The sequence below is a fragment of the Arthrobacter sp. KBS0703 genome, from assembly GCF_002008315.2.
Classification (GTDB): Bacteria; Actinomycetota; Actinomycetes; order Actinomycetales; family Micrococcaceae; genus Arthrobacter.
Genome location: NZ_MVDG02000001.1, coordinates 2,604,047 through 2,628,963 on the forward strand (window position 1 = coordinate 2,604,047; position 24,917 = coordinate 2,628,963).

Annotated in this window: 19 protein-coding genes and 3 pseudogenes; 14 read left to right on the plus strand and 8 right to left on the minus strand. The window is 67.1% G+C overall.

All coding sequences use genetic code 11. The features are described 5' to 3' along the window. Positions 1 to 37: 37 nt before the first annotated feature. The 3 genes and pseudogenes from B1A87_RS12185 to B1A87_RS23895 all read right to left on the minus strand — a co-directional run bounded on the left by B1A87_RS12185 (position 38) and on the right by B1A87_RS23895 (position 5,678). Entirely contained in the window at positions 38 to 1,720 is a 1,683-nt protein-coding gene (locus tag B1A87_RS12185; protein WP_078030100.1) for a DUF5719 family protein, read from the minus strand. After that, positions 1,713 to 5,103: pseudogene (locus B1A87_RS12190) on the minus strand (glycosyltransferase). Before B1A87_RS12190 ends, B1A87_RS12185 begins: the two are co-directional and overlap by 8 nt. A 29-nt stretch (positions 5,104 to 5,132) precedes the next feature. Beyond that, positions 5,133 to 5,678: a WhiB family transcriptional regulator gene (locus B1A87_RS23895; protein WP_078030102.1), complete on the minus strand. Its 546-nt coding sequence runs from the start codon at positions 5,676 to 5,678 to the stop codon at positions 5,133 to 5,135. A 484-nt stretch (positions 5,679 to 6,162) separates the two neighbouring features. Between B1A87_RS23895 and B1A87_RS12200 the strand changes: the two genes are divergently transcribed. After that, positions 6,163 to 6,861 (plus strand): TIGR03089 family protein, encoded by a 699-nt coding sequence (locus B1A87_RS12200; RefSeq protein WP_078030103.1) that lies wholly within the window; start codon positions 6,163 to 6,165, stop codon positions 6,859 to 6,861. A 17-nt stretch (positions 6,862 to 6,878) separates the two neighbouring features. On the opposite strand, the gene B1A87_RS12205 is transcribed toward B1A87_RS12200, so the two are convergent. Continuing rightward, a complete protein-coding gene (locus B1A87_RS12205; protein WP_078030104.1) occupies positions 6,879 to 7,442 on the minus strand; it encodes a GtrA family protein in 564 nt (187 codons plus the stop codon). Positions 7,443 to 7,687: 245 nt separating this feature from the next. On the opposite strand from B1A87_RS12205, the gene B1A87_RS12210 reads away from it, so the two are divergent. The 5 genes and pseudogenes from B1A87_RS12210 to B1A87_RS12230 all read left to right on the plus strand — a co-directional run bounded on the left by B1A87_RS12210 (position 7,688) and on the right by B1A87_RS12230 (position 13,325). Beyond that, positions 7,688 to 8,836, plus strand: coding sequence for a 5-(carboxyamino)imidazole ribonucleotide synthase (locus tag B1A87_RS12210; RefSeq protein ID WP_260681050.1), 1,149 nt, complete (start codon positions 7,688 to 7,690; stop codon positions 8,834 to 8,836). Beyond that, positions 8,833 to 9,396, plus strand: coding sequence for a 5-(carboxyamino)imidazole ribonucleotide mutase (gene purE / locus B1A87_RS12215; protein ID WP_078030106.1), 564 nt, complete (start codon positions 8,833 to 8,835; stop codon positions 9,394 to 9,396). Before B1A87_RS12210 ends, purE begins: the two co-directional genes overlap by 4 nt. 9 nt (positions 9,397 to 9,405) lie before the next feature. Continuing rightward, positions 9,406 to 11,075: pseudogene (locus tag B1A87_RS12220) on the plus strand (LCP family protein). 34 nt (positions 11,076 to 11,109) lie between these two features. Then, on the plus strand, positions 11,110 to 12,360 hold the full coding sequence (manA, locus tag B1A87_RS12225) for a mannose-6-phosphate isomerase, class I (RefSeq protein WP_078030108.1): 1,251 nt from the start codon (positions 11,110 to 11,112) through the stop codon (positions 12,358 to 12,360). A gap of 5 nt (positions 12,361 to 12,365) precedes the next feature. Next, positions 12,366 to 13,325, plus strand: coding sequence for a peptidoglycan bridge formation glycyltransferase FemA/FemB family protein (locus B1A87_RS12230; RefSeq protein ID WP_078030109.1), 960 nt, complete (start codon positions 12,366 to 12,368; stop codon positions 13,323 to 13,325). A 311-nt stretch (positions 13,326 to 13,636) separates the two neighbouring features. Here B1A87_RS12230 and glpX read toward each other — a convergent pair whose 3' ends face one another. Beyond that, complete coding sequence (gene glpX, locus B1A87_RS12235) at positions 13,637 to 14,656, minus strand: class II fructose-bisphosphatase (protein ID WP_185982402.1); 1,020 nt, start codon at positions 14,654 to 14,656, stop codon at positions 13,637 to 13,639. A 193-nt stretch (positions 14,657 to 14,849) separates the two neighbouring features. Here glpX and B1A87_RS12240 point away from each other — a divergent pair, with 193 nt between their 5' ends. The 5 genes from B1A87_RS12240 (at position 14,850) to B1A87_RS12260 (ending at position 20,156) form a co-directional block, all read left to right on the plus strand. Next, positions 14,850 to 15,545, plus strand: a complete 696-nt coding sequence (locus B1A87_RS12240) for a DUF4245 domain-containing protein (RefSeq protein ID WP_078030111.1) — start codon at positions 14,850 to 14,852, stop codon at positions 15,543 to 15,545. A 10-nt stretch (positions 15,546 to 15,555) separates the two neighbouring features. Beyond that, positions 15,556 to 16,170 carry a carbonic anhydrase gene (locus B1A87_RS12245; protein ID WP_078030112.1) on the plus strand — a complete coding sequence of 205 codons (615 nt, stop codon included), beginning with the start codon at positions 15,556 to 15,558 and terminating at the stop codon, positions 16,168 to 16,170. Between the two features lie 87 nt (positions 16,171 to 16,257). Continuing rightward, a complete protein-coding gene (locus B1A87_RS12250) occupies positions 16,258 to 17,679 on the plus strand; it encodes a class II fumarate hydratase (protein ID WP_078030113.1) in 1,422 nt (473 codons plus the stop codon). A gap of 186 nt (positions 17,680 to 17,865) precedes the next feature. Beyond that, positions 17,866 to 18,537 (plus strand): TetR/AcrR family transcriptional regulator, encoded by a 672-nt coding sequence (locus tag B1A87_RS12255; RefSeq protein WP_078030114.1) that lies wholly within the window; start codon positions 17,866 to 17,868, stop codon positions 18,535 to 18,537. Next, positions 18,534 to 20,156 (plus strand): MDR family MFS transporter, encoded by a 1,623-nt coding sequence (locus B1A87_RS12260; RefSeq protein ID WP_144275801.1) that lies wholly within the window; start codon positions 18,534 to 18,536, stop codon positions 20,154 to 20,156. Before B1A87_RS12255 ends, B1A87_RS12260 begins: the two co-directional genes overlap by 4 nt. Here the strand turns inward: B1A87_RS12260 and B1A87_RS23005 are convergent. Both B1A87_RS23005 and B1A87_RS12265 read right to left on the minus strand, forming a co-directional pair. Further along, the gene (locus B1A87_RS23005; RefSeq protein WP_185982310.1) at positions 20,143 to 20,292 is read right to left on the minus strand and encodes a hypothetical protein; all 150 of its coding nucleotides are present in this window, start codon (positions 20,290 to 20,292) and stop codon (positions 20,143 to 20,145) included. The two genes, B1A87_RS12260 and B1A87_RS23005, sit on opposite strands and share 14 nt — an antisense overlap. 102 nt (positions 20,293 to 20,394) lie before the next feature. Further along, positions 20,395 to 20,952: pseudogene (locus B1A87_RS12265) on the minus strand (prepilin peptidase). Between the two features lie 58 nt (positions 20,953 to 21,010). On the opposite strand from B1A87_RS12265, the gene B1A87_RS12270 reads away from it, so the two are divergent. From B1A87_RS12270 to B1A87_RS12280, 3 genes are read left to right on the plus strand one after another with little or no spacing between them, the layout of a single operon-like run. Next, positions 21,011 to 21,802 carry a hypothetical protein gene (locus B1A87_RS12270; protein WP_078030117.1) on the plus strand — a complete coding sequence of 264 codons (792 nt, stop codon included), beginning with the start codon at positions 21,011 to 21,013 and terminating at the stop codon, positions 21,800 to 21,802. A gap of 42 nt (positions 21,803 to 21,844) precedes the next feature. After that, positions 21,845 to 22,396 carry a hypothetical protein gene (locus B1A87_RS12275; protein WP_260680814.1) on the plus strand — a complete coding sequence of 184 codons (552 nt, stop codon included), beginning with the start codon at positions 21,845 to 21,847 and terminating at the stop codon, positions 22,394 to 22,396. Between the two features lie 28 nt (positions 22,397 to 22,424). Continuing rightward, positions 22,425 to 23,069, plus strand: coding sequence for a GNAT family N-acetyltransferase (locus B1A87_RS12280; protein WP_078030118.1), 645 nt, complete (start codon positions 22,425 to 22,427; stop codon positions 23,067 to 23,069). A gap of 205 nt (positions 23,070 to 23,274) precedes the next feature. On the opposite strand, the gene B1A87_RS12285 is transcribed toward B1A87_RS12280, so the two are convergent. After that, positions 23,275 to 24,717 (minus strand): PhoH family protein, encoded by a 1,443-nt coding sequence (locus tag B1A87_RS12285; RefSeq protein WP_078030119.1) that lies wholly within the window; start codon positions 24,715 to 24,717, stop codon positions 23,275 to 23,277. Positions 24,718 to 24,917 lie beyond the last annotated feature (200 nt).

Sequence of the window (24,917 nt, forward strand, 5' to 3'; positions counted from 1 at the left end):
GGCCGCAGTCCGGCAGGGCCTGCACCGCACACCGGACCTACTGGCCCAGCGTCACCTTCACTTTTTCCTGCCCCTCGGCGCCGGGAGCGATGGCGACCGTGGAGACGTCGTTGCGGCCCTCCCGCTCAAGGAGGACCGTGCCGTAGGCCGCGCCGCCGGAGGCGGACACCACGTAGGCGACGACCGGTGACTTTCCGATTTCGGCCGGCACCTTCAGGGACGTCGTGGTGCCCCCGGCGATGTTCGCGCTGGCGGCGGGACGGAGCTTGCCGTCGGCAGTGATGGGGGTGTAGGAAATGGTGGCCCGGTCATCCAGCGCCCCGAATACGAGCAGCCGCTCGCCGTCCTGCGGAACCGGCACAACATGCTGGCTGCCGAGCTGGGCCGTTGACGGCGCCCAACCAAAATCCGAACTTTGGCTGGCCTTCAGGCCCCGGTTCACGCGGGCGCCGGCCACGATGGTCACATCCGACGTCGCCGACACGGTGTACTGGCCGGCCGGAACGCCGGCCAGTGGAACCTCCGTCACCGTCCCGGCCTTGGCGGTAACGACGCCACCGCCGGGCAGCGCCTTCTGCCCGGCGCTCCCGAAGAGCTTGACCTCCACCACGGCATCAATGGGCCCCGGAACGGTGATCTGGAGGGAAGGTGCGGCGTCGAGGTAGCCTGGCGCGGCGGTGAGCGCTGCCAGCCCGTCCGGGTCCTGGATGTCGATTCCCGTCATGACCTGGCGGGCCGCCGGCGCGGTCCCGGGGGCAATGAAATCGACCCCTCCCGGCGTCAGACCCCGCAGCACGCTCTGCTGGATGAATGCGCTGACCGGTCCGCCCGTGCTGCGGGCGTGGACGCTTAACCGCTCTTCACCGGGGGCCAGGCCTGCCAGCACAATGGAGCGGGTGGATTTCGGAGCAACCAGCAGCCCCCTGCTGCCGGGGGCCTTGATCTGGCCGCTCTTGCCAAAAAGCTCCAGGCTGACCGTGGCTGGCGTGGTGGAGGCGTTGGTCATGTTCAGGACACTGCTGCGGCCCACTGCCGTATTGGCCCCCGTAAGCCAGAGGTCGTTCGACGGCGCCTGGCACGCAGCGGCGGCTGACCCTTGCAGGTCCCCGTCCGTAGCCGTGTAGTTCATGACGGCGGCTGCGGACGGCTGCCGGTTGCCCAGCGCGTCGGCACTCAGGACGCTGACGTCCTCCACGCTCCGCTGGGCGACGATGCCGGCGAGCTGGCCGGACGCGCCCGCCGGAGCTGTCGCACTGCCGGGAACGTCAGCAATGCGCAGCAGTTCCGAGCCGCCCAGTGCGGACAGCCTACTTCCGGGCAGCGAACCGCCGGCCGCGCTGACGACGGCCGCCGAGACGGAACTCCGGGCCGTGGCCGATACCGGACTGAACTGCGGGTCCGTCCCCACCGGCGTTCCTTCGAGCAGCTTCGCCGGGCCGGGGCACACATCCTGGCTGCTGCCCGCAGGAACGGAAGCCAGCGGGATCTCGAGCCGGCGGTCACTGGCGGGCTGCGGAGCGAGGGAGGCAGCTGAGACCAGGCCGCCCCCGGCCGCCAGAATCGCTACCGCCGACAGCAGGCCGGTAACCATGCCGCGGCGTGCGGGGCGCCTGCCCTTTTTTGCAGGTTTCGCCCGTTCTTCGCTGCGGACGCCGACTCCTTCGGAGGGTGCCGGTGAAGACGCTGCCGGTGTTCCGGCGTCGTTCTCTTCCTTATGCATTCTGGTATTCCTTACGCAGGGAGCCTTCGTCCCTGGACAGGCCGGTATTGGGGCGCCGTGCCGGCATGGGCAGCGCCAGGAGGACTGTCAGGCCGATCACCGCCGCCTGGATGATTCCCGTCCACGGCGCCCACGGGCTCTCGTAGCGGACGGTGACCTGCCCCGCCTGCGTAGGCAGCGTGAATGCCTGGGACCAGCCCGAGGTGGTGGAGGTGAGCCTGCGGCCGTCGTGCCAGGCGGTCCAGCCCGGGTCCGCGCGCTCCGCGAGGACCAGGAGCCTGCCTTCGGGGCCCTTCGGCACGGCCGTTTCCACGTTGGTAAGGCCCGACGGAAGGAGACTGATCGTAGCGCCCTTGCCGTCGACGATGCGGACGCGGTGGGCGACGTCGGCGGGCTGCAGGACGGCCTGGTTCAGCGGGCTGACTCGCCATAGCCAGCCGGAGTCCGTCTGGCCCACGGCCACGAGCCCGGGCACGGCGTCCATGCGGCTCGCCGTCAGCTGCGCCGCGGTGTCCGACGCGCGGAGCACCACGAACTGTCTCTTATACACATCTAGATGTGTATAAGAGACAGGACCTGGAACATTGACGGATAGCACCTGGCCCGCGACGAGCGTGGCCACGGTGGTGCGAAGCGCGGCTGTGACTTCGTCATCCTCGCGCACCGATTCGCTGCCCGGATTCCCCGGATGTTGCGCGCCGAGGCGATGGTGGAAAGGCCGTCCAGCGTTGTGCCGGCACCGCGCATCAGCGAGGCGTCGTACGTCTCGTCCTCACCCGTGCCGATCAGCAGGGTGCGTGACTGCTCCGGACCTTCACCGCGGTCGATGGCCGTGGCAGGAAGGCTTCGCGGATTCGTGGCAGCCACGAGGCGGGGAGTTCCCAGGGCAGGTGTGTCCGCAGCGGCCCCTGCAGTAGCGGCGGGCTGGAGAACGTTCTGGGCCGCCCAGGCGGCGAGGCCCGCGGCCGGACCGGCAAGGAGGAGCACTACGGCCACCGCCGCAGCGGAACGGACCAGGATGGCCCGCCCGGCCGCGCGGCGCAGTTTCAGGAGCCTTGCCGGCTGAAGCGGCGCCGGCTTCGGGGAAGTGCGGGGCCCGGCAAGGGAAAGCAGGGCGTCGCCGCCGATGAGTGCCGCCCCGAGCAGCGCGAACACGGCGGCGGACACCACGGGCCCGGCGAACGGCGCCACCAGGGCCTGCTCCGTGGCTCCGGTGGCGACGTGCCCGGCCAGCCATCCCCGGCCAGCACAACGAGCGCGCCCGCCCACAGGGCCCGGGCAACGCGGACGCGCCGAGCCGGAATGAGCAGCGCAGCCACCGCCAGTGCGAGCACCGGCGCGCCGATCAGGAGCGCCAGCACGAGTGCCCATGGCACGGGACCGGCCGCGAAAAACGCCAGGCCGGACAGCCCGGCTGCGGAGTCGAAGCTGAGGGGCTGGCCCAGAACCTGCTGCCAGAGCGGAGCCGCGTCGAACGCCAGCGGCAGTCCCGGATCGGCGAGAAGGGCCCGGGGCCGGTCCAGGGTGGACAGGGCGAACGGGACGAACAGAGCCGCGCTCGGCAGCAGGGCCCACCACAGGGTGCGTCCCCTCCCCGCAGCAGCAGCCCGCTCAGGACCACGACGACGGCGGCCGGCACCAGGAGCGACGGCGCCGAAGCGGTGACTACGGCCAAGGCGAGCCCTGCCGCTGCGGCAGCCGTCCAGGACGGTGTGCCGTTGACGCCGGGTTTCACCGGTAGCTTGTCACCCTGATGCCGCTGGCCCGTGGCGGGCACGGCAAAGCGGCCGCGTCCGATCGCGGAGCCTGTGGCGCGCAGCAGCGCGAGCACCAGCAGAGGCATCATGACGTGGGCCACGAGGGCGCCCACGCGTCCCTGGTTGACGGCGATCTGCAAGGCCGGTGCCCCGGCCCAAACGACCGCCGCTGCGAGCCGGAACCGGCGGAGCGACGTCAAGGCGCCCGAAGCGAACCAGGCGGCCAGCCCGGACAACGGCATGGCAAGCAGGAGCAGCCAGATGAGGGCGCCGTTCGCGTTTCCCCCGCCCAGCAGGCCCAGGACCCACAGGACGTAGCCAAAGGGATCACCGTGGCCCGGCAATCCGGCGCCGAGTCCGATCCACCAGCTCGAGGCGTGATGCCAGATGTCCCCCAGCCTGGCGGAGGCCGGCAGGAGTGCGCCTCCGGCGGCGGCGTCGGCCTGGAAGAGTGCGGCCAGTCCGGCAAAGGAAGCCACCGAGGCAAGAATCACGGCGGCGAGGGCGCCGTTACCCACCCAGCCGCGTTCGCTGGTGGAGAGAGCAGCGAAGTCGTTCGTGGAGTCGCCGCTGGGCTGTTCCGCCAGTGAATCGTTCCCGCTGTCGGCCGCCTGTGTATCGTCGTCGGCGCCCAAAGCTTCCATGAGCGAACGCCGGTGGCCCCACACTTCGCGCCGTTCGGTCTGCAGCGCGTTGACCACCGAGCGCCGCACGCGGCGGGTGCGGGCGGCATTCCGGCGCCCGCGGAAGACTGCCCGGGCGGCCAAGGGCCGCCAGTGTCGCCAAAAGCTGGGAGAAGCCGTGCCCCGGGTCCTTCACGGCAATGCTGAAGACCAGCTTGAAGATGCTGCCCAGCAGCGCCCCCACCGTGTGCAGCGGGACCGCCCACAGCGGTGCATGCTTGAGCCGGAGGTGCACCTGGGCCCGGCGCGCGGCCGTGGCGGTGCCCAGTGCATGCGGTCGGTGCGCAACGTGGAACATTTTGGCGCTGGGCACCACGACAACGCGGTGTCCGGCCAGCCGGTTCCGCCAGCAGAAGTCCACGTCGTCACCGGTGCCGGCGAGCGCCGGATCAAAACCTTTGAGGTGTTCCCAGACGTCGCGCCGGACCAGCATTCCGGCAGAGTTGACGGCGAAGGTGTCGGAGCGGCCGTCATACTGGCCCTGGTCGAGCTCATCCGCTTCGATCAGGGTGAGCCGCTCGGCCCAGCGGCTGGTGGAAAGTCCGACGTCGATCAGCCGCCGCCTGTCGTCCCAGTCCAGTTGCTTGCACCCTGCCACCGTGACTGACGGCGCACGCTCCACGGCCTGCAGCAGCTCCGCCAGCGCCTCCGGGGCGGGGGCTGCATCATCGTGCAGGAGCCAGATCCATTCGGAGGCAGTCTCCTCGGTTTCCGGGTTCCACGGGGCCAGTGCAGCAAGGCCTGCCGATACGGCAGCGCCCATCCCTGTTTTGCCGGCGCGGATACGGGTGACGCTGGCTTTGCCGAACGCACCTGCAAGGAGGGCGGCGGAATTGTCCTGTGAACCTGTATCCACCCCGATCGCAGCGTCCGCCGGCCGGGTCTGGCCCGCCAATGCCGCCAGGGTCCTGGGGAGATAGTCACTGCCGTTATGGGCAACCACAACGGCAGTGACGTGCACTTCCTGAAGAATTAGACTGCTCGCTTCCTCAGCCGACGGCGCTCACGTTCGGAGAGGCCTCCCCAAATACCAAAGCGCTCATCGTTCGCCAAAGCATATTCAAGGCACTGGGACCGGACGTTGCACGCTCCGCAGACCTTCTTGGCGTCCCGTGTGGAGCCTCCCTTTTCGGGGAAGAACGCCTCAGGGTCAGTCTGCGCGCACAGAGCATCAGTCTGCCAGCCGAGCTCGCCTTCGTCGTCGAAGTCCTGCTCGCGGGGCAAACCTATCCATACCGGCTGGGTCAGCGTGCCCGCTCCGGGGGTCCGCAGTTCCATCGGCGGATCGCTGAGGTCCTCGTCCAGCTCTGGCCGGCCGCCCAGCAGTGCTTCATGCTCTGCCAGGAACGCGGTGGCCTGGTCCTGCAACGACGCAGTGGTGTCCAAGTTGTACCGCTCGGCGGCATCCGGATCAGCCGGATCTACGTACCAGTCACTCGGCACGCCCCGCGAGCGGTATTTTGCAGTGGCCTGGCCGGCCACAACGGCTTCCTCATGGATACGCTCAACTTGCCCCATGGCGTCCCCTCCCCGAATAGTGCAGCCTTTGCCCGGACGCTCAGGACACTAGGTTTGTGTGCCCGAGCTTCGCGGTGGCTTTGATTACTAATTACACGCGTGTAAGTAATGGGAGTCAAGCCGTCGCCCGGATAATAATCAATGGCCGACCTGATCACGGGCCGCGCCACGCCCGGGAATTTTTTCGCGGGACCGGATTCCGGGGTCGCATAATTTGACAGCAAGCTTAGTGTTTGGTTAGCGTGCACCGCAATTCCGCGGAAACCGCAGGAATGCGGCACGTTATCGCAAAACGACATTAGTAACGCGATGTGTCGGAGATCACGGCTTCCGGATGGTTGATCCGGGCGGCCGCGGCCCTCGCGGGCTGTGCCGGGGACTGCTGACGCCGGCGGCGGACACCGGCCCAGCGGCCGGCCTGGGCGCTGCCCGGTCCAGCCACGACCCCGGTGGACACAGGTGCGCTGCGTGGCAAGATGAAGCCATGAACATCCCGGCCATTGATCTGATGACGGCCCTGCGCTCGGGCCACTCCACCTCCCCCCGCCTCACCTGGTACGGACCCGACTCGGAGCGTGTGGAGCTCTCCGGCCGGGTGCTGGATAACTGGGTGGCAAAGACAAGCAACCTTTTGCAGGACGAACTCGACGCAGGACCCGGAACGCGGCTGCGGCTTGACCTGCCGGCACACTGGAAATCCATGATCTGGGCCCTTGCGGCCTGGCAGCTCGGCATGGAGGTGATCCTGGACGGCGACGGCGCGGAGCTACTGGCGACCTCCGAGCCGACGCGGGCCGGGGACGGGTTCGACGCCGTCATTGCGGTGCCGCTGCCCGCCCTGGCCATGCGGTGGCCTGGTGAACTGCCCGCCGGTGTTCTCGACTACGCGGCTGAGGTCCGCTCGCACGGTGACGTCTTCATGGCCCACAACGATCCGGATCCAGGTCAGCCGGCCGTCCGACGCGCCGGCGGCACAGCCGTGCGCCATGGGGAACTGCTGGACGGGTTCGCCGCCGGGCACGAGGGCGGGGCCAGGCTGCTGGTCAAAGCCGCTGACGGGCTGGAGGCCGCGCTGGCCAACGCCCTCGGCGTGTGGAAGAACGACGGGTCAGTGGTGTTGGTGCACGGCGACGTGGAGCTCACGGACAAACTGCTCGCGGCGGAGCGCATCCACGGCGATTGAAATCCGCGCCGCCGCACTCACTCCCGGCGGGCCGGAACTTCCGGATCCTCGGCTGCCGGCTCCGCCTGGCGGGCGGCCGGCTTGGCGGCATGGTGGTGCTCGATGAGCTCGTGGTCGTGGGAAAACTCCGGCTCCTGGTCCAGCTCCTGGTTGAACACGAGGAACCGGTAGGCAAAGAAGCGGACAACGGTAGCCACGAGGATGCCGACGATGCCGGCGGCGAAGAGCATGTTCTTGTCCGTGACGCCCATCGAATACTTGGCCAGGGCCGTGAAACCGGTGGAAATGCCAATACCGATGCCGTTGATCAGGATGAACATGAAGAACTCACGCAACACATTGGCCTGGCGGCGGTGGCGGAACGTCCAGAGGCGGTTGGCGATCCAGGAAAACACGGTGGCCACTGTGGCCCCCACGAACCGGGCCTTGGCTTCGCTGTCCGTCATGGGACCGTGCATGAGGTAGTAGGTCAGTCCGTTGTCAATGACGAACGCCACACCGCCCACGGCACCGAACTTCGCCACCTCGCGCCAAAACAGCGAGGCGAGTCCCCGGATGCGCTCTGCAAGTGTGTTAAACATGACCCTCCGTGGCCGTCTGAATACTGGGGGCCGTTGGGCCAAGCTCCCATTTTAGCCCGGTTTCCCGTGAGTATCCTCAACGGGGGAACCGCCCACGGCGCTCCCGTAGCGGGCTGCGGCATGGATATCGGGCAATTTAGGGCGCTTCGCCGCCGTCGAAGCCGGTAACCGCGCTCCTTTTCTGTAGGCTGGCATATGTGACTTTTCCAGTAATCGGCGTGGTTGGCGGCGGCCAGCTTGCGCGCATGATGGCCCCAGCCGCCACCGCATTGGGCTTTGAACTCCGCGTCCTGGCCGAAGGCGAAGACGTTTCCGCAGTCTCAGCCGTGGCGAACGCCCCTGTGGGCGACTACAAGGATCTCGCTGCGCTCCTGGAGTTCTCCAAGGGCTTGGACGTGTTGACCTTCGACCACGAGCACGTTCCCGGCGAGCACCTCCATGCCCTGATCGAAGCCGGAGTCAACGTCCAGCCGGGGCCCGACGCACTCATCAACGCCCAGGACAAACTCGTCATGCGTGCCGCCATCGACCGCCTCGAGCTTCCCAATCCCGTATGGGCATCTGTGGACGACGTGGCCGGGCTCATCGCGTTCGGCGACAGGACCGGGTGGCCAGTAGTGCTCAAGATGCCGCGCGGCGGCTACGACGGCAAGGGCGTCCGCATCGTCAGCTCCGCCGAGGACGCCGCGGAAACGGCGGACTGGTTCGAAGCCATGAGCCCGCTCCTCGCCGAAGCCAAGGTAGAGTTCAGCCGTGAACTGTCCGCCCTCGTGGCACGCACGCCGGACGGCGCGTCCCGGGCCTGGCCCGTGGTCCACACCATCCAGGTGGACGGCGTCTGCGACGAAGTGATCGCGCCCGCACAGGACATCCCCCTCGAGGTTGCCGCGTCGGCAGAAGAGGCAGCCCTGCGGATCGCCAACGAACTCGGCGTCACCGGAGTCATGGCCGTGGAGCTCTTCGAGACGCCCGGGACCGGGGCCGGCTTCCTCATCAACGAACTGGCCATGCGTCCGCACAACACCGGCCACTGGACCCAGGACGGCTCCGTCACGAGCCAGTTCGAACAGCATCTCCGGGCGGTCCTCAACCTCCCCCTGGGCGCCACCGACGTTCTCGGCCAGGTGGTGGTGATGAAGAACTTCCTGGGCGGCGACAACCAGGACCTGTTCTCCGCCTACCCGGCGGCCCTGGCGGCGGAACCCGCCGCGAAAGTCCACTGTTACGGGAAATCCGTGCGACCCGGCAGGAAGATAGGTCATGTCAACCTGGTGGGCGCATCCGTTGCGGACGTCGGATCCCTGCGGCAACGGGCAACTGCGGTGGCCAGCATCATCCGCGACGGCAGGCTGCCGGCCGACGCAGGACCAGCAACAACCGAGGAGAACGCATGAGCCCCGAAACACCCGCCCCACTGGTCGGCCTCGTCATGGGGTCGGATTCGGACTGGCCCGTGATGGAGGCCGCCGCTGATGCCCTGGCAGAGTTCGGCATCCCCTTCGAGGCCGACGTTGTCTCCGCGCACCGCATGCCCACCGAAATGATCCGGTACGGACAGACGGCCCACGAGCGCGGTCTCCGCGTGATCATCGCCGGGGCCGGCGGCGCAGCCCACCTGCCGGGCATGCTGGCCTCCGTCACTCCGTTGCCCGTCATCGGCGTGCCGGTCCCGCTCAAGACCCTCGACGGCATGGACTCGCTGCTCTCCATCGTGCAGATGCCCGCCGGAGTCCCCGTGGCGACAGTCTCCATTGCCGGCGCCCGGAACGCCGGCCTGCTTGCCGTGCGGATGCTGGCAGCCGGAACGGACGACCTCGCCGTGCGCCTGCGCGCCGAGCTCATGGACTTTGCGCAAGAGCTGAACGACGTGGCCAGCCGGAAGGGCGCCAACCTCCGGCAGAAAGTCAATGAAGTCTTCTCCGACAACAACGTCGGTCTCCGGGGCAGCCGTTAGGGATCCGTCATGGCCAACAACGAACTGCCATCCAAGGGCCTGCTGACGGACCCCGTCCGGAATCCGGCGAGTGCGCCGGAGCCCGTCCGCACGAAGCGCGCCTTCCTGCTGATCCTCCTGACGCTCTTCGTGCCGGGGAGCGCCCAGATCGTGGCGGGCGACCGCAAGCTTGGCCGCATAGCACTGCGGGTCACGCTCAGCGTCTGGGCTGTGGCGATCCTGGCCCTGGTGTTGCTGTTCACCAACCGCACCCTGCTCATCAACATTGTCACCAACCCGATCGCCTCACTGCTCATCGTCCTCATCCTCGCGGCCCTGGCAGTCGGCTGGTTCGTGCTGTTCGTCAACACGCTGCGGCTCATCCGGCCGGTCCTCCTTCCGCGGGGGATGCGGCCAGCGGTCGGCATCACGCTGGCCCTCGCGATGGTGCTCAGCAGCGGCTCGCTCGGCTATGCGGCCTACCTGCTCAACGTGAGCCGCAACGCGATCGGCAGCATCTTCAATGCCAACGGCCCGGCGATCGATCCCGTGGACGGCCGGTACAACTTCCTCATGATGGGCGGCGACGCGGGCGCAGACCGCACCGGCCGGCGGCCGGACAGCCTGTCCGTCCTCAGCGTGGACGCCGAGAGCGGCAAGACGGCCATCATCTCCATTCCCCGCAACCTGCAGAACGCCCGGTTCAGCGAGGGCTCCCCCATGCGCCAGGTGTATCCCGACGGCTACAACTGCGGCAACGACTGCCTCATCAACGCCATCAACACCGAGGTCACCAACGAACACAAGGACCTCTACCCCGGCGTGGCCGATCCCGGCGCGCAGGCGACCCTGGAAGCCGTGTCCGGAACCCTGGGCATCACCGTCCAGGCGTACGTACTGGTGGACATGGACGGCTTCGCCAAGCTCATCGATGCCATGGGCGGAATCCGGATCAAGGCCGGCGGCTGGGTGCCCATCAGCGGCGACATGATCGACGAGGCGAACGGCATCCATGGCATGCCCCTCGGCTGGATCCCCGCCGGCGAACAGAAGCTGGATGGCTACCACGCGCTGTGGTACGGACGTTCCCGTGAGTTCGTTGACGACTACGCACGGATCCAGCGGCAGCAGTGCGTCCAGCAGGCCATGCTGAGGCAACTGGACCCGGCCACGCTGCTCTCGAAGTTCGAAGACATCGCCAACGCCGGCACCAAGGTGGTGGAGTCCAACATCTCCTCCAGCCAGCTGGGAAGCTTCGTTGACCTGGCCATGAAGGCCAAGGGCAAGGAGATCCGCCGCCTCACTATTGGTCCGCCGGACTTCGCCGCGTCGTTCTCCACGGTGCCTGACTTCGACGTCATCCACGACCGTGTCCGGAAGCTCCTCGACTCGCAGAGTTCCTCGTCACCGGCCGCGGCCGGTCCTGACGACACCGTGCTCCAGCCGCAGAGCGCGGCCGGCTGTCTCTTATACACATCTAGATGTGTATAAGAGACAGGGCCGGTCCACCGCTGCGCGTACCAGCAACCACACCCGCGCCGTCGCCGTCGCCGTCGTCGTCGTCGGATTTCACGCCGGTGACCACCACGCCGGCCGGCGAACCTATTACCGAAAAGATGCTGAACCAGCTCAAGCGCGAGGGGAACGAGCAGGCCATCCGGGATCTCGTGGCCACCAACGGCCAGTGCGCTCCCCTTTAGTCACACCTGCTTCAAGAGAGAAGGACACCCGGCTGTGTACGAAATCGACAATGTCCTCAGGCCGTACGCCTGGGGATCGACGACGGCGATCGCCGGACTGCTCGGCCGGCCGGAGTCGGGCGGCCCCGAAGCGGAGCTGTGGATCGGCGCGCACCCGGATTCCCCGTCGGTGGCCACCCGTCCGGACGGCACCACGGCGCCACTGGACGAGCTGATTTCCGAGGATCCCGACCATTTCCTGGGCGAGGCATCGGTCGCTGAATTCGGCCCCCGCCTCCCCTTCCTCACCAAGGTCCTCGCCGCGGCCAAGCCGCTCTCGCTGCAGGTCCATCCCAGCCTCGAACAGGCCAGGGCCGGTTTTGCCCGCGAGAACGCTGACGGCGTCCCGGCCGATGCACCGAACCGCAATTACCGGGACGACAACCACAAGCCGGAAATGATCTTCGCGCTCACCCCGTTCGACGCGCTGTGCGGTTTCCGGGAAACGGCGAAGTCCCGGGACGTTTTCCTCCACCTGGCCGGGTGCCTGGAGCTCTCCGGCTCCGGCGTGCCGCAGATCCTGACCGAGGTGATTGATGACCTTTCTCTGCCTGAGGAGGACGCCGCGCTGCGGGCAGCGTTCGAGCGGCTGATCGCGGGCGGGGAGGGCGTCCAGGAGGCGACGTCGAGGGTTGTTGAGGCGCTGACGTCCGGCGCGCCGATGGCGCCCTACCAGCCGGAACTTTCCACGGTGCTCAGCCTCAACAGCGAGTACCCCGGAGATCCGGGGGTGCTGATTTCCCTGCTGCTGAACCGGCTCTCGCTGGAGCCCGGCGAAGCCGTATATCTTCCCGCCGGCAACGTGCATGCGTACCTGCACGGCCTCGGCGTCGAGGTCATGGCCTCCTCGGACAACGTGCTCAGGGGCGGGCTGACGCCGAAGTTCATCGATGTGCCCGAGCTGCTGAACACCATTGCCTTCGAGTCCGTGGGCGTTCCCATGCTCCGCGCGGAAGCCTCGGACCTGGGCCAGGAGCTGTACCAGCCGCCCTTCCGCGAATTCCAGCTCCAGCGGATCGCGCTGCTGCCGGACGGAGCCCCCGTGCCGCTGGCGCAATCAGGTGCGGCGGTAATCATCGTGGTTGAGGGGTCCGTCTACCTTGACTCGCCGAGGGGTGACCTTAAACTGGGCCGCGGCGGGAGCGCGTTCCTGCCGGCCGCTGACGCCCCCGTGAATGTCCACTCTGTCTCCGGTGCCGGGGAAACAGCCGTGGCCTTCGCCGTGACCACCTCGATGAAGGCCTGAGCCCGGTGGAATACTTCCTGCAGACCCAGGCATGGGCTGATTTCCAGACCTCGCTGGGCCGGACGGTTCACCGGGACTCCGGCCCGGGGTGGAGCTTCCTCGCTGTTGAGGAAAAGAACCCCGCGGGCAAGGTGCTGTATGCGCCGTATGGACCGGTGGCCGAGTCCGTCGACGCATTTGATGCCGCCCTGGCGGCCCTTCGGGTTGTGGCGAAGTCCTGCGGCGCCGTCTTCATCCGGATCGAGCCCGCAGCGGCAGGACTGGATCCGGCAACGGCCCCGGCGGCGCTCCGAAGCCGCGGACTGCAGCCTGCCCCGGTCAATCAGCAGCCCGAGCTCAGCTGGATTGTGGACCTCGACCGGGACTTCAAAGAAGTCCTTGCCGAGATGAAGCCGGTCAACCGCAACCTCTACCGGAACATCCACAAGAAGGGCGTCACGTTCCGCTCGTCGCAGGATCCGGAGGACATCCGCGTGCTCCTGAACTTCCTGCATATGACGGCCAGGCGCAACGGCTTCAAGCCACAGAGTGACGAGTACCTGAGCCAGGTGGCCGCCGCCATGATGCCCGCCGGCGCCGCCACGCTGTTCATCGCCGAGCTCCACGGCGGGCCCATCGCGGCTGCCCTGGCGTACGATTCAGCGGACACTCGGACCTATGCCCACGCGGCCATGGACGACACGCATCGGAAGCTGAGTGCCGGCATCCCCCTGCTAGTGACGCTGATGGCCGATGCCCAGGACAAGGGCCTCAAGCACGTGGACCTCTGGGGCGTGGCCCCGGCCGACCAGCCGGACCACAAGTGGGCCGGCTTCACGGCGTTCAAGAAGTCCTTCGGCGGCCGCGAGATCGCCTACCCCGGAACATGGGACCTGCCGGTCAACAAGCCCCGCTACGCGGCCTACCAGGTGGCCCGAAAGCTCCGCGACACCCTGCGCTCGGTTTTGACGCGAACTGGCAGATAAGCCCTCAGTTCCGTTCTTTGCCGGCAGTGGCTGCCAGTTCGCGCCGAACGGATCGGCGAGGACGGACCGCCGAGAAGCGCCCAGACTCTTTCGACGACGAACGGCCGCTCGCCGTCCAGGTCGCTCCTGTGCCCACGGACTTCCCGCCAGCCCAGACGTTCCGTCACACGCTGCCGCTTGATGTCGCATCGGTACTGGTCCGAATCGCGGGACAGGACGACGCCGGCGCTTAACGCGAACTGGCAGCTAATGACCCCAAAACTTTGGATTTGAGGTCATTTGCTGCCAGTTCGCGCTGTTAGGCGGTGGGGCTAGCGGCGGGCGTAGCCTTCCCACTTGCTGGCCTGGTGCTCGCCATCGACAAAGCGGATGGTGCCGGACTTGGAGCGCATGACGATCGACTGCGTCAGCACCTTGTCCTTGGAGTAGCGGACGCCCTTGAGGAGGTCGCCGTCGGTGATGCCGGTGGCGGCGAAGTAGCAGTTGTCGCTGGAGACGAGGTCGTTGGTCGAGAGCACGCGCTCGAGGTCGTGGCCGGCGTCGATCGCCTTCTGCTTCTCGTCGTCGCTTGTGGGCCACAGGCGTCCCTGGATGACGCCGCCGAGGGACTTGATGGCGCAGGCCGCGACGATACCTTCCGGGGTTCCGCCGATGCCCATGAGGGCGTCCACGCCAGTGCCCGCACGGGCCGCCGCGATGGCACCGGCGACGTCGCCGTCCATGATGAACTTCGTGCGCGCGCCGGCTTCACGGATTTCCTCCACGAGGGGGCGGTGCCGGTCGCGGTCCAGGATCATAACGTTGAGCTGGTTGACCTTGACGCCCTTGGCCTTGGCGATCAGGTGCAGGTTCTGCTTGACCGGCAGGCGCAGGTCCACCATGTCGGCCGCTTCCGGGCCGGTGACGAGCTTTTCCATGTAGAACACGGCGGAGGGGTCGAACATGGAGCCACGTTCGGCAACGGCCAAGACCGCCAGGGCATTGTTGATGCCGAGGGCGGTCAGGCGGGTTCCGTCGATGGGGTCGACGGCGACGTCGCACTCGGGGCCGGTGCCGTCACCGACGTGCTCGCCGTTGAAGAGCATGGGGGCTTCGTCTTTTTCGCCTTCACCGATGACCACAACGCCGTTGAAGTGGACAGTCTGGAGGAACGAGCGCATGGCGTCGACGGCGGCACCGTCGGCCTTGTTCTTGTCACCGAAACCCACCCAGTGGCCGCCGGCGATCGCCGCGGCCTCGGTGACGCGGACAAGCTCAAGTGCTAGGTTGCGGTCCGGCTCGTCGATGCCAACGGCAAGCGACGGGGAAAGCGTGGAATACTTCTGGGTCATGGACGCTGGTGACACGTGAACCTCTTCTTCGAGTGGCGATCATTGGACCCGCGATGCCTGAGGCGGCCAACGCGGTGATTCCTCTGTAACTGATCATAGTCGCGGTGGACCACCAAGGTCATGGGATGACCCACCCGCGTAACGCACGATCTCCCTCACCGTCGCCGGCACGGAATGTGAGTTCCGCCCCTGCATGGGCGACTATAGAGGTGTGAGTGAAACGCAGGACAAGTCCACCCCCACGACACCGGAAGCCGGCCACGGCAGCTCCACCGCCATGGCAGCGCCGCCTGTCAAGCCGGTAATCCCCGCCGCTGCCGCCAAACGGGCCAACGCCTCGGTGATCGGCATGATCGTCGCGCTGGTGGTCAGCATCGCCGCCTTCCTGCCGATCGTCCTGATGAACCCCGCACCGAAGTCCGACGGGTTCCACCCCAACATCGATGTGACGGCCGTGGCCCGCAACGCTGCCGGTGTGGCGGGATTCACACCGGTGACCCCCGCGGCGGGCGACACATTCCGCCCCAATTACGCCCGCTGGGAAGCCGGCACCGGCACCGGGGTGCCCACCTGGGAAATTGGCTACCTCACTCCGAAGGAGGCCTTCATCGGCCTCGTCCAGACCCGGAACGCCAATCCCACCTGGCTCCTGCAGCAGACAAAGAATGCTCCGGTGACCGGAACCCGGAATGCGGGAGGACAGGAATGGGAACTGCGCGACACCGGCAAAGGTGAGAAGAGTATGGTGCTGGACCACCGCGGCACCACCGTCGTCCTGAGCGGCGAGGCCCAACTGGACGAGTTCGCAGTGCTGGCCGCCGCCGTCGTAAATTCCATGGACAGTAACCCGGCGGTAACGGTTTCCCCTTCGGCGCGCCCCGCACCGTAAGGTAGTTGCCGTGGCAACCTACCTCACCCCTGCTCTGGCCTGGCGCCGTCTGCGCGAAGGCAACGAACGTTTCGTCAACGGCGAATCGTCACACCCCAACCAGGACGCGTCGCGAAGGTCCTCGCTGGTGGAAAACCAGCATCCTTTCGCCGTGATCTTCGGCTGCTCGGACTCCCGGCTCGCCGCCGAGATTATCTTCGATCTGGGCCTGGGCGACGCTTTCGTGGTGCGCACCGCAGGCCAGGTGATCGACGACGCAGTGCTCGGCTCCCTCGAATACAGCATCGGCGTCCTCGCCGTGCCGCTGATTGTCGTGCTCGGTCATGACAGCTGCGGCGCCGTCAGCGCCACCAAAACTGCAGTGGAAACGGGCCAGATGCCCGTGGGCTTCATCCGCGACCTCGTCGAGCGGATCACGCCGTCCGTCCTGACCTCCCTGCGCAACGACGAAACCGAGGTCAACCAGATGGTGGTGGAGCACGTCAAGCAGACGTCGCAGCGCCTCGTGGACAGCTCGCGTGTGATTTCCGACGCAATCGAAAGCGGACGGGCGGCTGTGATCGGGCTTTCCTACAGCCTTGCAGAGGGCCGCGCCGACTTGGTTTCCGGAATCGGCGAGCTCTAAACCGGCACTGCAGCGGCCCCGCCAGGAGCGCCGTAGCAAGCGGTTCACGGTTTTCGGTGCGGCCCCTGATCGCCCTAAGCTAGCCCCATGACTTCCACTGAAGAGTTCCGCATTGAACATGACACGATGGGCGAAGTCCGCGTCCCCGTGAACGCCCTGTACCGCGCGCAGACGCAACGTGCAGTCGAGAACTTCCCCATCTCCGGCAAGACCCTTGAACGTGCCCACATCGAGGCCCTGGCGCGGGTAAAGAAGGCCGCCGCCCAGGCCAACGCAGAACTGGGTGTGCTCGACGGCGAGCTGGCCAAGGCGATCGCAGACGCTGCCGACGAGGTGGCCGCGGGCAAGTACGACGGCGACTTCCCCATCGACGTTTTCCAGACCGGTTCCGGCACGTCCTCGAACATGAACACCAACGAGGTCATCGCCGAGCTGGCCTCCCGCGCCCTGAAGGCTGCCGGCAGCGACAAAGTGGTCCACCCCAACGACCACGTCAACGCCTCGCAGTCCTCCAACGACGTCTTCCCCACGTCGGTCCACGTTGCCGCCACGTCCGCGCTGATCAACGACCTCATCCCGGCCCTCGGCTACCTCGCCGATTCGCTGGAGCGCAAGGCCGTGGAGTTCAAGGACGTGGTCAAGTCCGGCCGCACCCACCTCATGGACGCCACCCCCGTCACCCTGGGCCAGGAGTTCGGCGGCTACGCCGCGCAGGTCCGCTACGGCGTCGAGCGCATCAACGCCTCCCTCCCCCGGGTGGCCGAGGTTCCCCTCGGCGGCACCGCCGTGGGCACCGGCATCAACACCCCTGCCGGCTTCCCGGAGCGCGTCATCGAGCTCCTCGCCACCGACACCGGCCTGCCGCTGACGGAGGCGCGCGACCACTTCGAGGCCCAGGCCAACCGCGACGGCCTCATCGAAGCCTCCAGCCAGCTGCGCAACATTGCCATCTCCTTCATGAAGATCAACAATGACCTGCGCTGGATGGGCTCCGGTCCCAACACCGGCCTCGGCGAAATCGCCATCCCCGACCTGCAGCCCGGCTCCTCGATCATGCCCGGCAAGGTCAACCCCGTCATCTGCGAGGCGTCCATCATGGTGTGCGCCCAGGTGATCGGCAACGACACGGCCATCGCCTGGTCCGGCACCAACGGCGCCTTCGAACTGAACGTCGGCATCCCCGTCATGGCCGCCAACCTGCTCGAATCCGTGCGCCTGCTGGCCAACACGAGCCGCGTCATGGCCGACAAGATGATCGACGGCATCACCGCCAACGTCGAGCGCGCCCGCTTCCTCGCCGAGGCGTCGCCGTCGATCGTCACCCCGCTGAACAAATACATCGGCTACGAGAACGCGGCAAAGATCGCCAAGAAGGCAGTGGCCGAGGGCCTCACCATCCGTGAGACCGTCGTCGCCATGGGCTTCCTGGAGCGCGGCGAGTTGACCGAAGAGCAGCTCGACACCGCCCTGGACGTCATGTCCATGACCCGCCCGCCGCACAAGGCCTAAGTCCCCACCGGCTCCCTTACGTACGACGGCGGCCGCCCACCTTCCCGGCGAAGGCGGGCGGCCGCTGGCGTTGAGGGAGCTGCGGCGGGCCGGGGCTCAGGTGTCCGTTCGCCCCTTTGGGGGTGCTCACGTGGCCGCTCCTGCCAAAGATTGCACTATTTAGGAATTGGTGCAAAACTTTACTTTGTGAGTAATAGTGCAACTAGTGACACCGGCCTGCGGGAACGGAAGCGGGCCGCGACCCGGGCGGCGATCACCGCCATCGCGCGGTCGCTGACGGCCGAACGCGGCCTCAACGGCTACACCGTGGAAGACGTCTGCGAACAGGCCGGCATCTCGCGCCGGACGTTCTTCAACTACTTCCCGTCCAAAGAGGACGCCATCCTCGGCCACGTGGACGATGAGCTGCCTGCCGAGGTCTTTGCCGAGTTCATCCGCGGCGGCGCCGGCTCCCCCTCCGGTGAGATCTCCCCCGGCCTGCTCCAGGACCTGGTGGAGCTGGCGCTGAAGATGTCGGAACGCATGAGCTCCTCCGAGGAGGAGACGCGCCAGGTGATCGGTGTCATCAAAAAGGAACCGCAGCTGATGCTCAAGATCATCGGTGCCACGGAGGAACGCGAAGCCCACTTTGCCCGCGTACTGGCCGCCCGCGAAGGCGTGACCCCGGACCACCCGGTGGTCCGGATGGCCGTCGTGGCCCTGGGCAGCATTGCCCGGCACACCAGCATGGCCTACTTCTCCGAGGGCAACACCCGTTCCTACCAGGACCTGCTGCTGCAAAACATCGCCTCCGCGCGCCTGCTCTTCTCACAGCCCCTGACACTCCCCGAACACCATTCCGCAGAAGGACACCAATGAGCACCGCAGTCAGTTCCAAGGCAGCAGCCGAGCCGCTGCTGCTGACCCAGAAACGTATCTGGATCATTTTCTCGGCCCTGATCGCCGGGATGCTGCTGTCCAGCCTGGACCAGACCATCGTCTCCACCGCGATGCCCACCATCGTGGGGAAGCTCGGCGGCGTGGAGCACCAGGCATGGATCACCACCGCGTACCTGCTCGCCACCACCATCGTCATGCCCATCTACGGCAAGTTTGGTGACGTCCTGGGCCGGCGCAACCTGTTCCTTGTAGCCATCGCACTGTTCACCCTCGCCTCGGTGGGCTGCGCGTTCGCCAGCGACTTCTGGGGCTTCGTGGTCTTCCGCGCCATCCAGGGCCTGGGCGGCGGCGGCCTGATGATCCTCTCGCAGGCCATCATTGCCGACATCGTCCCGGCCAAGGACCGCGGCAAGTACATGGGCCCGCTCGGGGCCATCTTCGGCCTCTCCGCCGTGGCCGGACCGCTGCTGGGCGGCTACTTCGTTGACCACCTGACCTGGGAATGGGCCTTCTACATCAACATCCCCATCGGCATCGCCGCCTTCACCATCGCGTGGTTCACTTTGACCCTGCCGAACAAGAAGGCGGAGAAACGGATCGACATCCTGGGCGTGCTGCTCCTCTCTGCCGCCACCACATGCCTGATCTTCTTCACCGACTTCGGCGGCAAGAAAGACGAAGGCTGGGATTCGCCGCTCACCTGGGCCTTCGGCGCCGGCCTGGTGCTGGCTGCGGCCGCCTTCGTGGCCGTGGAACGCCGGGCCGAGGATCCCATCATCCCGCTGAGCCTGTTCAAGAACCGGATCTTCGTGAACTCCACGGCCATCGGCTTCACGCTGGGACTGGGCATGTTCGCTGCCATCGCCTTCGTTCCGACGTTCCTGCAGATGTCCTCCGGGACCTCCGCTGCCGAATCCGGGCTGCTCATGCTGCCCATGATGGCGGGCCTCATGGGCATGGCCATCTATTCCGGCATCCGGATCTCCAAGACCGGCAAGTACAAGATGTTCCCCATTATGGGCGCCGCCCTCACCATGGGCGCCATGCTCTGGCTGACCACCCTGACGGCCGACACCCCCATCTGGGTCATCTGCGTCCAGCTGTTCGTCTTCGGCGCCGGCCTGGGCTCCATCATGCAGGTCATCGTCCTGGTAGTGCAGAACTCCGTGCCTGCGGAACAGATCGGCACGGCCACCAGCACCAACAACTACTTCCGCGAAGTGGGTGCGTCCCTGGGCGTGGCCGTGTTCGGTTCCATCTTCACCTCCCGGCTGTCCGAGTCGCTGACCAACGCCTTCACCGGGGCCGGTGCCTCCGCCGGACAAGCGGCGCAGTCGACCCAGACCCTGGACCCGCAGGCGCTGAGCCAGCTCCCGGAACAGCTCCGGGACGCCATTGTGAACGCCTACGCAGATTCGCTGGCACCGGTGTTCTGGTACCTGCTGCCGTTCCTTGGGATTGCGCTGGTCCTGGCGCTGACCCTGAAGCAGATCCCGCTCTCCGACACGGCCGGCATGGTGGCCCGCGGCGAGGCGGTGGGCGGCGAGGAAGCCGAGCGGCTGGAAGCCTGTCTCTTATACACATCTAGATGTGTATAAGAGACAACGGCGGCACCGCCGTCGTCACCGGTACTGAACCGGCCGCCCACCTGCCGGCAGCGTCCGCAGACGGACCCCCGGCGGCGGCGGCGCCAATAACGACGACGGCGAGCTGGCCGACCGGCGCCGCTGACACGCCCCTGGAAAGACTCCGGGCGACGGGTTCGGGAAGTCAGCCGCAGCAAAAGCAGGGGCGCCGCAACCTTGGGGGTTGCGGCGCCCCTGCCTTTGGGCCTGCTCAGGCCGGCAGCAGCATCATGGCCGCGGCGGCACCGGCGAGCATGAACGGCCCGAACGGGATGGCCGACTTCAGCGTTCCGCGCCGGAGCGCCAGCAGTCCGATGCTCCACATGCCGCCGAGCAGGAACGCGGCGAACGTGCCGGCGAAGACGTGCGGCCACCCCAGATAGCCCAGATACATGCCCAGCACTCCCGCCAGTTTGACGTCGCCGAACCCCATACCCGGCGGGTAGACCATCCGCAGGAGAAAATAGAAAAGCCACAGAACGGCCCCACCGGCCACGATCCTCAGCGCGGGAACCCCGAACAGCTGAGCCCCGCCGTCGGGCACGCCGGCACCGGCCGGCGCCCACGCCGCCAGGCTGGCCACGGCGCCCAGCAGCAACACGCCGGCAACGGCGTACGACGGAAAGACGATCCGGTTCGGCAGGAGATGGTGTCACACATCGATCACCGTCAGCCTCACGGCCATCACCACAAAATAGGCGCACGCCGCCAGCACCAGCCAGAATGCGAACGGAACTGCTTCCCAGAGTTCGCCAAGTCGTTGGATCACTCTCGGATGCTACTGGATTTGCCCCGGCCGCTGCTGGGCCCGCGCGTAAACTGTGGATATGGGGACCTGGGATGCCAAGCACCGGCAGGAACACGGCGGGGCCGCCACGCCCGCGGATTCGGCCGCATCCTTCCGGAACCTCTGCCGGTCGTCCCCGTGGAAATGGCAGTCCCTCCGCTTCGAATACTCCGATTCGGCCGTCAGCGGCCCCGGCCCGGTGCGCGCCTGGCTGCGGCGCCCCGGCGCACTTCGCCTCGAGTCCGCCGACGGGATCCTGCTCAACAGCACCACGGGAATCAACGATTCACGCGACGGCCTGTACATCAGCGCCACTAGGCGGTCGTGGCTGCTTCCCGCCCACCTGGTCACCCCCGTGTACGACGACGGCGGGCTGGTCAGGCGCCGCCCGGAGGCTGCGTACGGGGAACCGTCGTTCGGAAACGGCCGCTTCGCGGCCGCCCTCGACCCCGTGGAACTGGCAGGCAACGCGCCCGTGCCGCTGGAGTTCCCCAACGCCAACGCGGTGGAGATACTCGAGCCGGCGCATGACGTGGACCACGAGGGGCGGCCGGCGCTGGAAGCAGTGGTTTCCCCCAACCCCGGCTACCGTCCTCTCGATCCCGGGGCCCCGCTGCTGGGTCCCGGCCGGACCCGGATCCGGATTGACGCCGGAACCGGGGTCTGCGTGGCCAGCGAACCCCTCGACGCCGAATCGCGGCATGGCGGGCATTGGATCCGCATCCTGGCTGTGGACGAGTACATGCTGGATGATCTCTTCGTGGCCGAGCCGATGAACCTCACGGATGTGCGCGCCCACATCCAGTGGCCGCTGCGGCCCAACCCTGCCTGAGGACACAGGGTTTTCCCAACCTGGCCCGTGCAGACTCGAGCCATGTCCACGATTGCCCCGGAAGAATCGACAGAAGGCACTGAATTGGCCACGCCGCGAAACAGGCGCCGCCGGTTGATGGTGATCCCCCTTGCCCTCGTGTGCGCCCTGGGCCTGGTTCTCGGCTATCTGTTCCTCAACGCCAAGCCGGAGGCCAGCGTGCCCCTCGGGGCGAGTGCCACGGTCCCCGGCGGAACGGCGAGGATCAACGGAATCGTTCCCTTGGAGGATGACGGCTGGCTGCCGCCCGAGCACGTGCAGGTCCTGGAAGAAGGACCGTCCGCGGGTACACACCGGGTCCGCGTGCTGGTCCGGTTCACGGCACTGGAAGCCGGCGGAATCCGGCTGGATACGTCCGGGTTCGTCGTCAGCGGCCTCGGCGGCAGCGACCTGCGGCCGCTGTGGGTGTCCCCCTCCAAGGCGGAGATTCGCCAGGGCGAGTCGCTCGACGCCACCATGGTCTTCGAACTTCCGAACAAGGCCATCGCCCTGGTCCTGAAGAACGCGGACGGCATCCGGCTGTCCCTGGGCGTTTCACACCACACCGGCAGCTAGCAGCCCGGCCATCGGCTAGGCTTCCGAAATGACTGAGCTGTTCTCCGTGTGGCCTCCGTTCGCCCTCACCCTGACGACGCCCCGGCTGACGCTGCGCCCGCTCCGTGACGACGACATTCCCTCTGCGGTGGAAGCAGCGGCCAGCGGCATCCACGAACGCGGCCGCAGCCCGTTCAGCACACCGTGGGCCGAGGCCGCCGCCGGCGATCTGGGGCCCAACATGGCCCGGTGGTACTGGCGGTGCCGGGCCAACACCTCGCCGGAGGCCTGGACGCTCATCCTGGGCATCTGGCACGGGGACACGTTCATCGGCTGCCAGGACATGGACGCCAAGGATTTCGCCACGCTTCGGACCGTAACCACCGGATCATGGCTGAGGTCAAGCGCGCACGGCCAGGGGTTCGGCAAGGAGATGCGCGCCGCCGTCGCGCTTTACGCGTTTGACTGGCTCAAGGCGGAAGTGGCGGAGTCCGAGGCAGCGGCCTGGAATGCCCAGTCCTTGGGCGTGTCGCGGTCCCTGGGCTACGAACTCAACGGCGTGACCCGCATGTCCTGGGGCGGCAAGCGGGAGTCAGTGCAGCGCGTCCGCCTGACCCCGGAAACCCTCCATCGCCCCGACTGGCAGCTGAAGGTGGAAGGCCACGAGCCCACAGCCAGATTCCTGGGGCTCTAACCAGCGGCCGGGCACCTGGGTTTCGACAAGCTCAACCAGCGCTTCCCCACTAGCGCGGCTGTGGTGTTCCGCAAAGGAGCGCATCGCCGACCAAAGCGAAGCGGAGGTCGCCCAGCGACCGGAGCGGAGCGGCGGGAGGTGTCTAAGCGACGGCGGGACGCGACAGCCGCGCGGAGGTGACCCCGCGCGGCTGCCGACACTCAGACTAGATCTCCGCCCCTTCCAGCAGCTCCGTCACCAGTGCGGCGATCGGCGAGCGCTCGGACCGGGTGAGGGTGATATGGCCGAAGAGCGGGTGGCCCTTGAGGGTCTCCACGACGGCGGCGACGCCGTCGTGCCGTCCGACACGGAGGTTGTCGCGCTGGGCGACGTCATGGGTGAGGACGATCTTCGAGTTTTGCCCGATGCGGCTCATGACGGTGAGCAGGACGTTCTTTTCGAGGGACTGCGCCTCGTCAACGATCACGAAGGCGTCGTGCAGGGAGCGGCCGCGGATGTGGGTCAGCGGCATGACCTCCAGCATGCCGCGGTCCATGACCTCTTCCACGACTTCCTGGCTCACCAGCGCGCCCAGGGTGTCGAAGACGGCCTGCGCCCAGGGATTCATCTTTTCCGACTCCGAGCCCGGCAAATAGCCCAGCTCCTGGCCGCCGACGGCGTAGAGCGGGCGGAAGACGATCACCTTGCGGTGTTCGCGCCGTTCCAGCACGGCCTCCAGCCCGGCACACAGGGCCAGGGCCGACTTGCCGGTGCCCGCCCGTCCGCCCATGGACACGATGCCGACAGCCGGGTCCATCAGCAGATCAATGGCGAGCCGCTGTTCGGCGGAGCGCCCATGAAGGCCGAAGACATCGCGGTCTCCCTTGACCAGGCGGACCTGCTTGTCGGCGCCGACGCGCCCCAGTGCGGATCCCCGGTTGGAGAGCAGCACCAGTCCTGTGTTGACGGGCATCTCGGCGGCTGCCGGGATGAAGACCGGCTCGTGGCCGTAGAGCGTTGAGATCTCCTCCTCGCTGGCGTCGATTTCGGCGACGCCGGTCCAGCCGGAGTCCTTGACGAGCTCGTTGCGGTATTCGTCCGCCAGCAGGCCCATGGCTGAGGCCTTGACCCGCATGGGAAGGTCCTTGGACACCACGGTGACGTTGCGGCCCTCGTTGGAGAGGTTCTTGGCCACGGCCAGGATGCGGCTGTCATTGTCGCCGGCCCGGAATCCTGCCGGGAGCACCTCCGCCGAGATGTGGTTCATCTCGATCATGAGGGTGCCGCCGGCGTCTCCCAGCGGAATGGGCCGGTTGAGCCCGCCGTGTTGGATGCGCAGGTCATCAAGGAGCCGGAGGGCCTTGCGGGCGAAGTACCCCAGTTCGGGGTCGTGCCGCTTTCCTTCAAGTTCGGTGATCACCACGATGGGCACAATGACCTCGTGCTCTGCAAAGCGCAGCAGCGCGCGGGGGTCGGAGAGCAACACCGAGGTATCAATGACAAAGGTGGAGACGGCAGGCTGGGATTCAGACCTTGGGCCGGAAACAGCAAGACCGGCTACGGCGTCTTTCGTGGCCGCACCGGTCTTTGAAATAGCTCGCTTGGCGCGAGAGGTAGCCTTCTCACCCTGGTCCGTGATGACTTCGGGCAGTTGTTCAGAAATAGCCACATCGACTCCAGCCCCGGGGCGCGTGCCCGGAATTGTTATTGGTGAGGCGGCTCGGCCTGGAGGCCGGGCTCGGCCTCCCATACAACCGGTGCGATGATTCGCTCCATGTACTGGCCTCCCCGATCAGCCGGCGGTTTGCCTGCTGATGGTTTTAACGTAAATCTCCCCGAACTAATTTCCAAAGCCTTCGTCCGGCGATT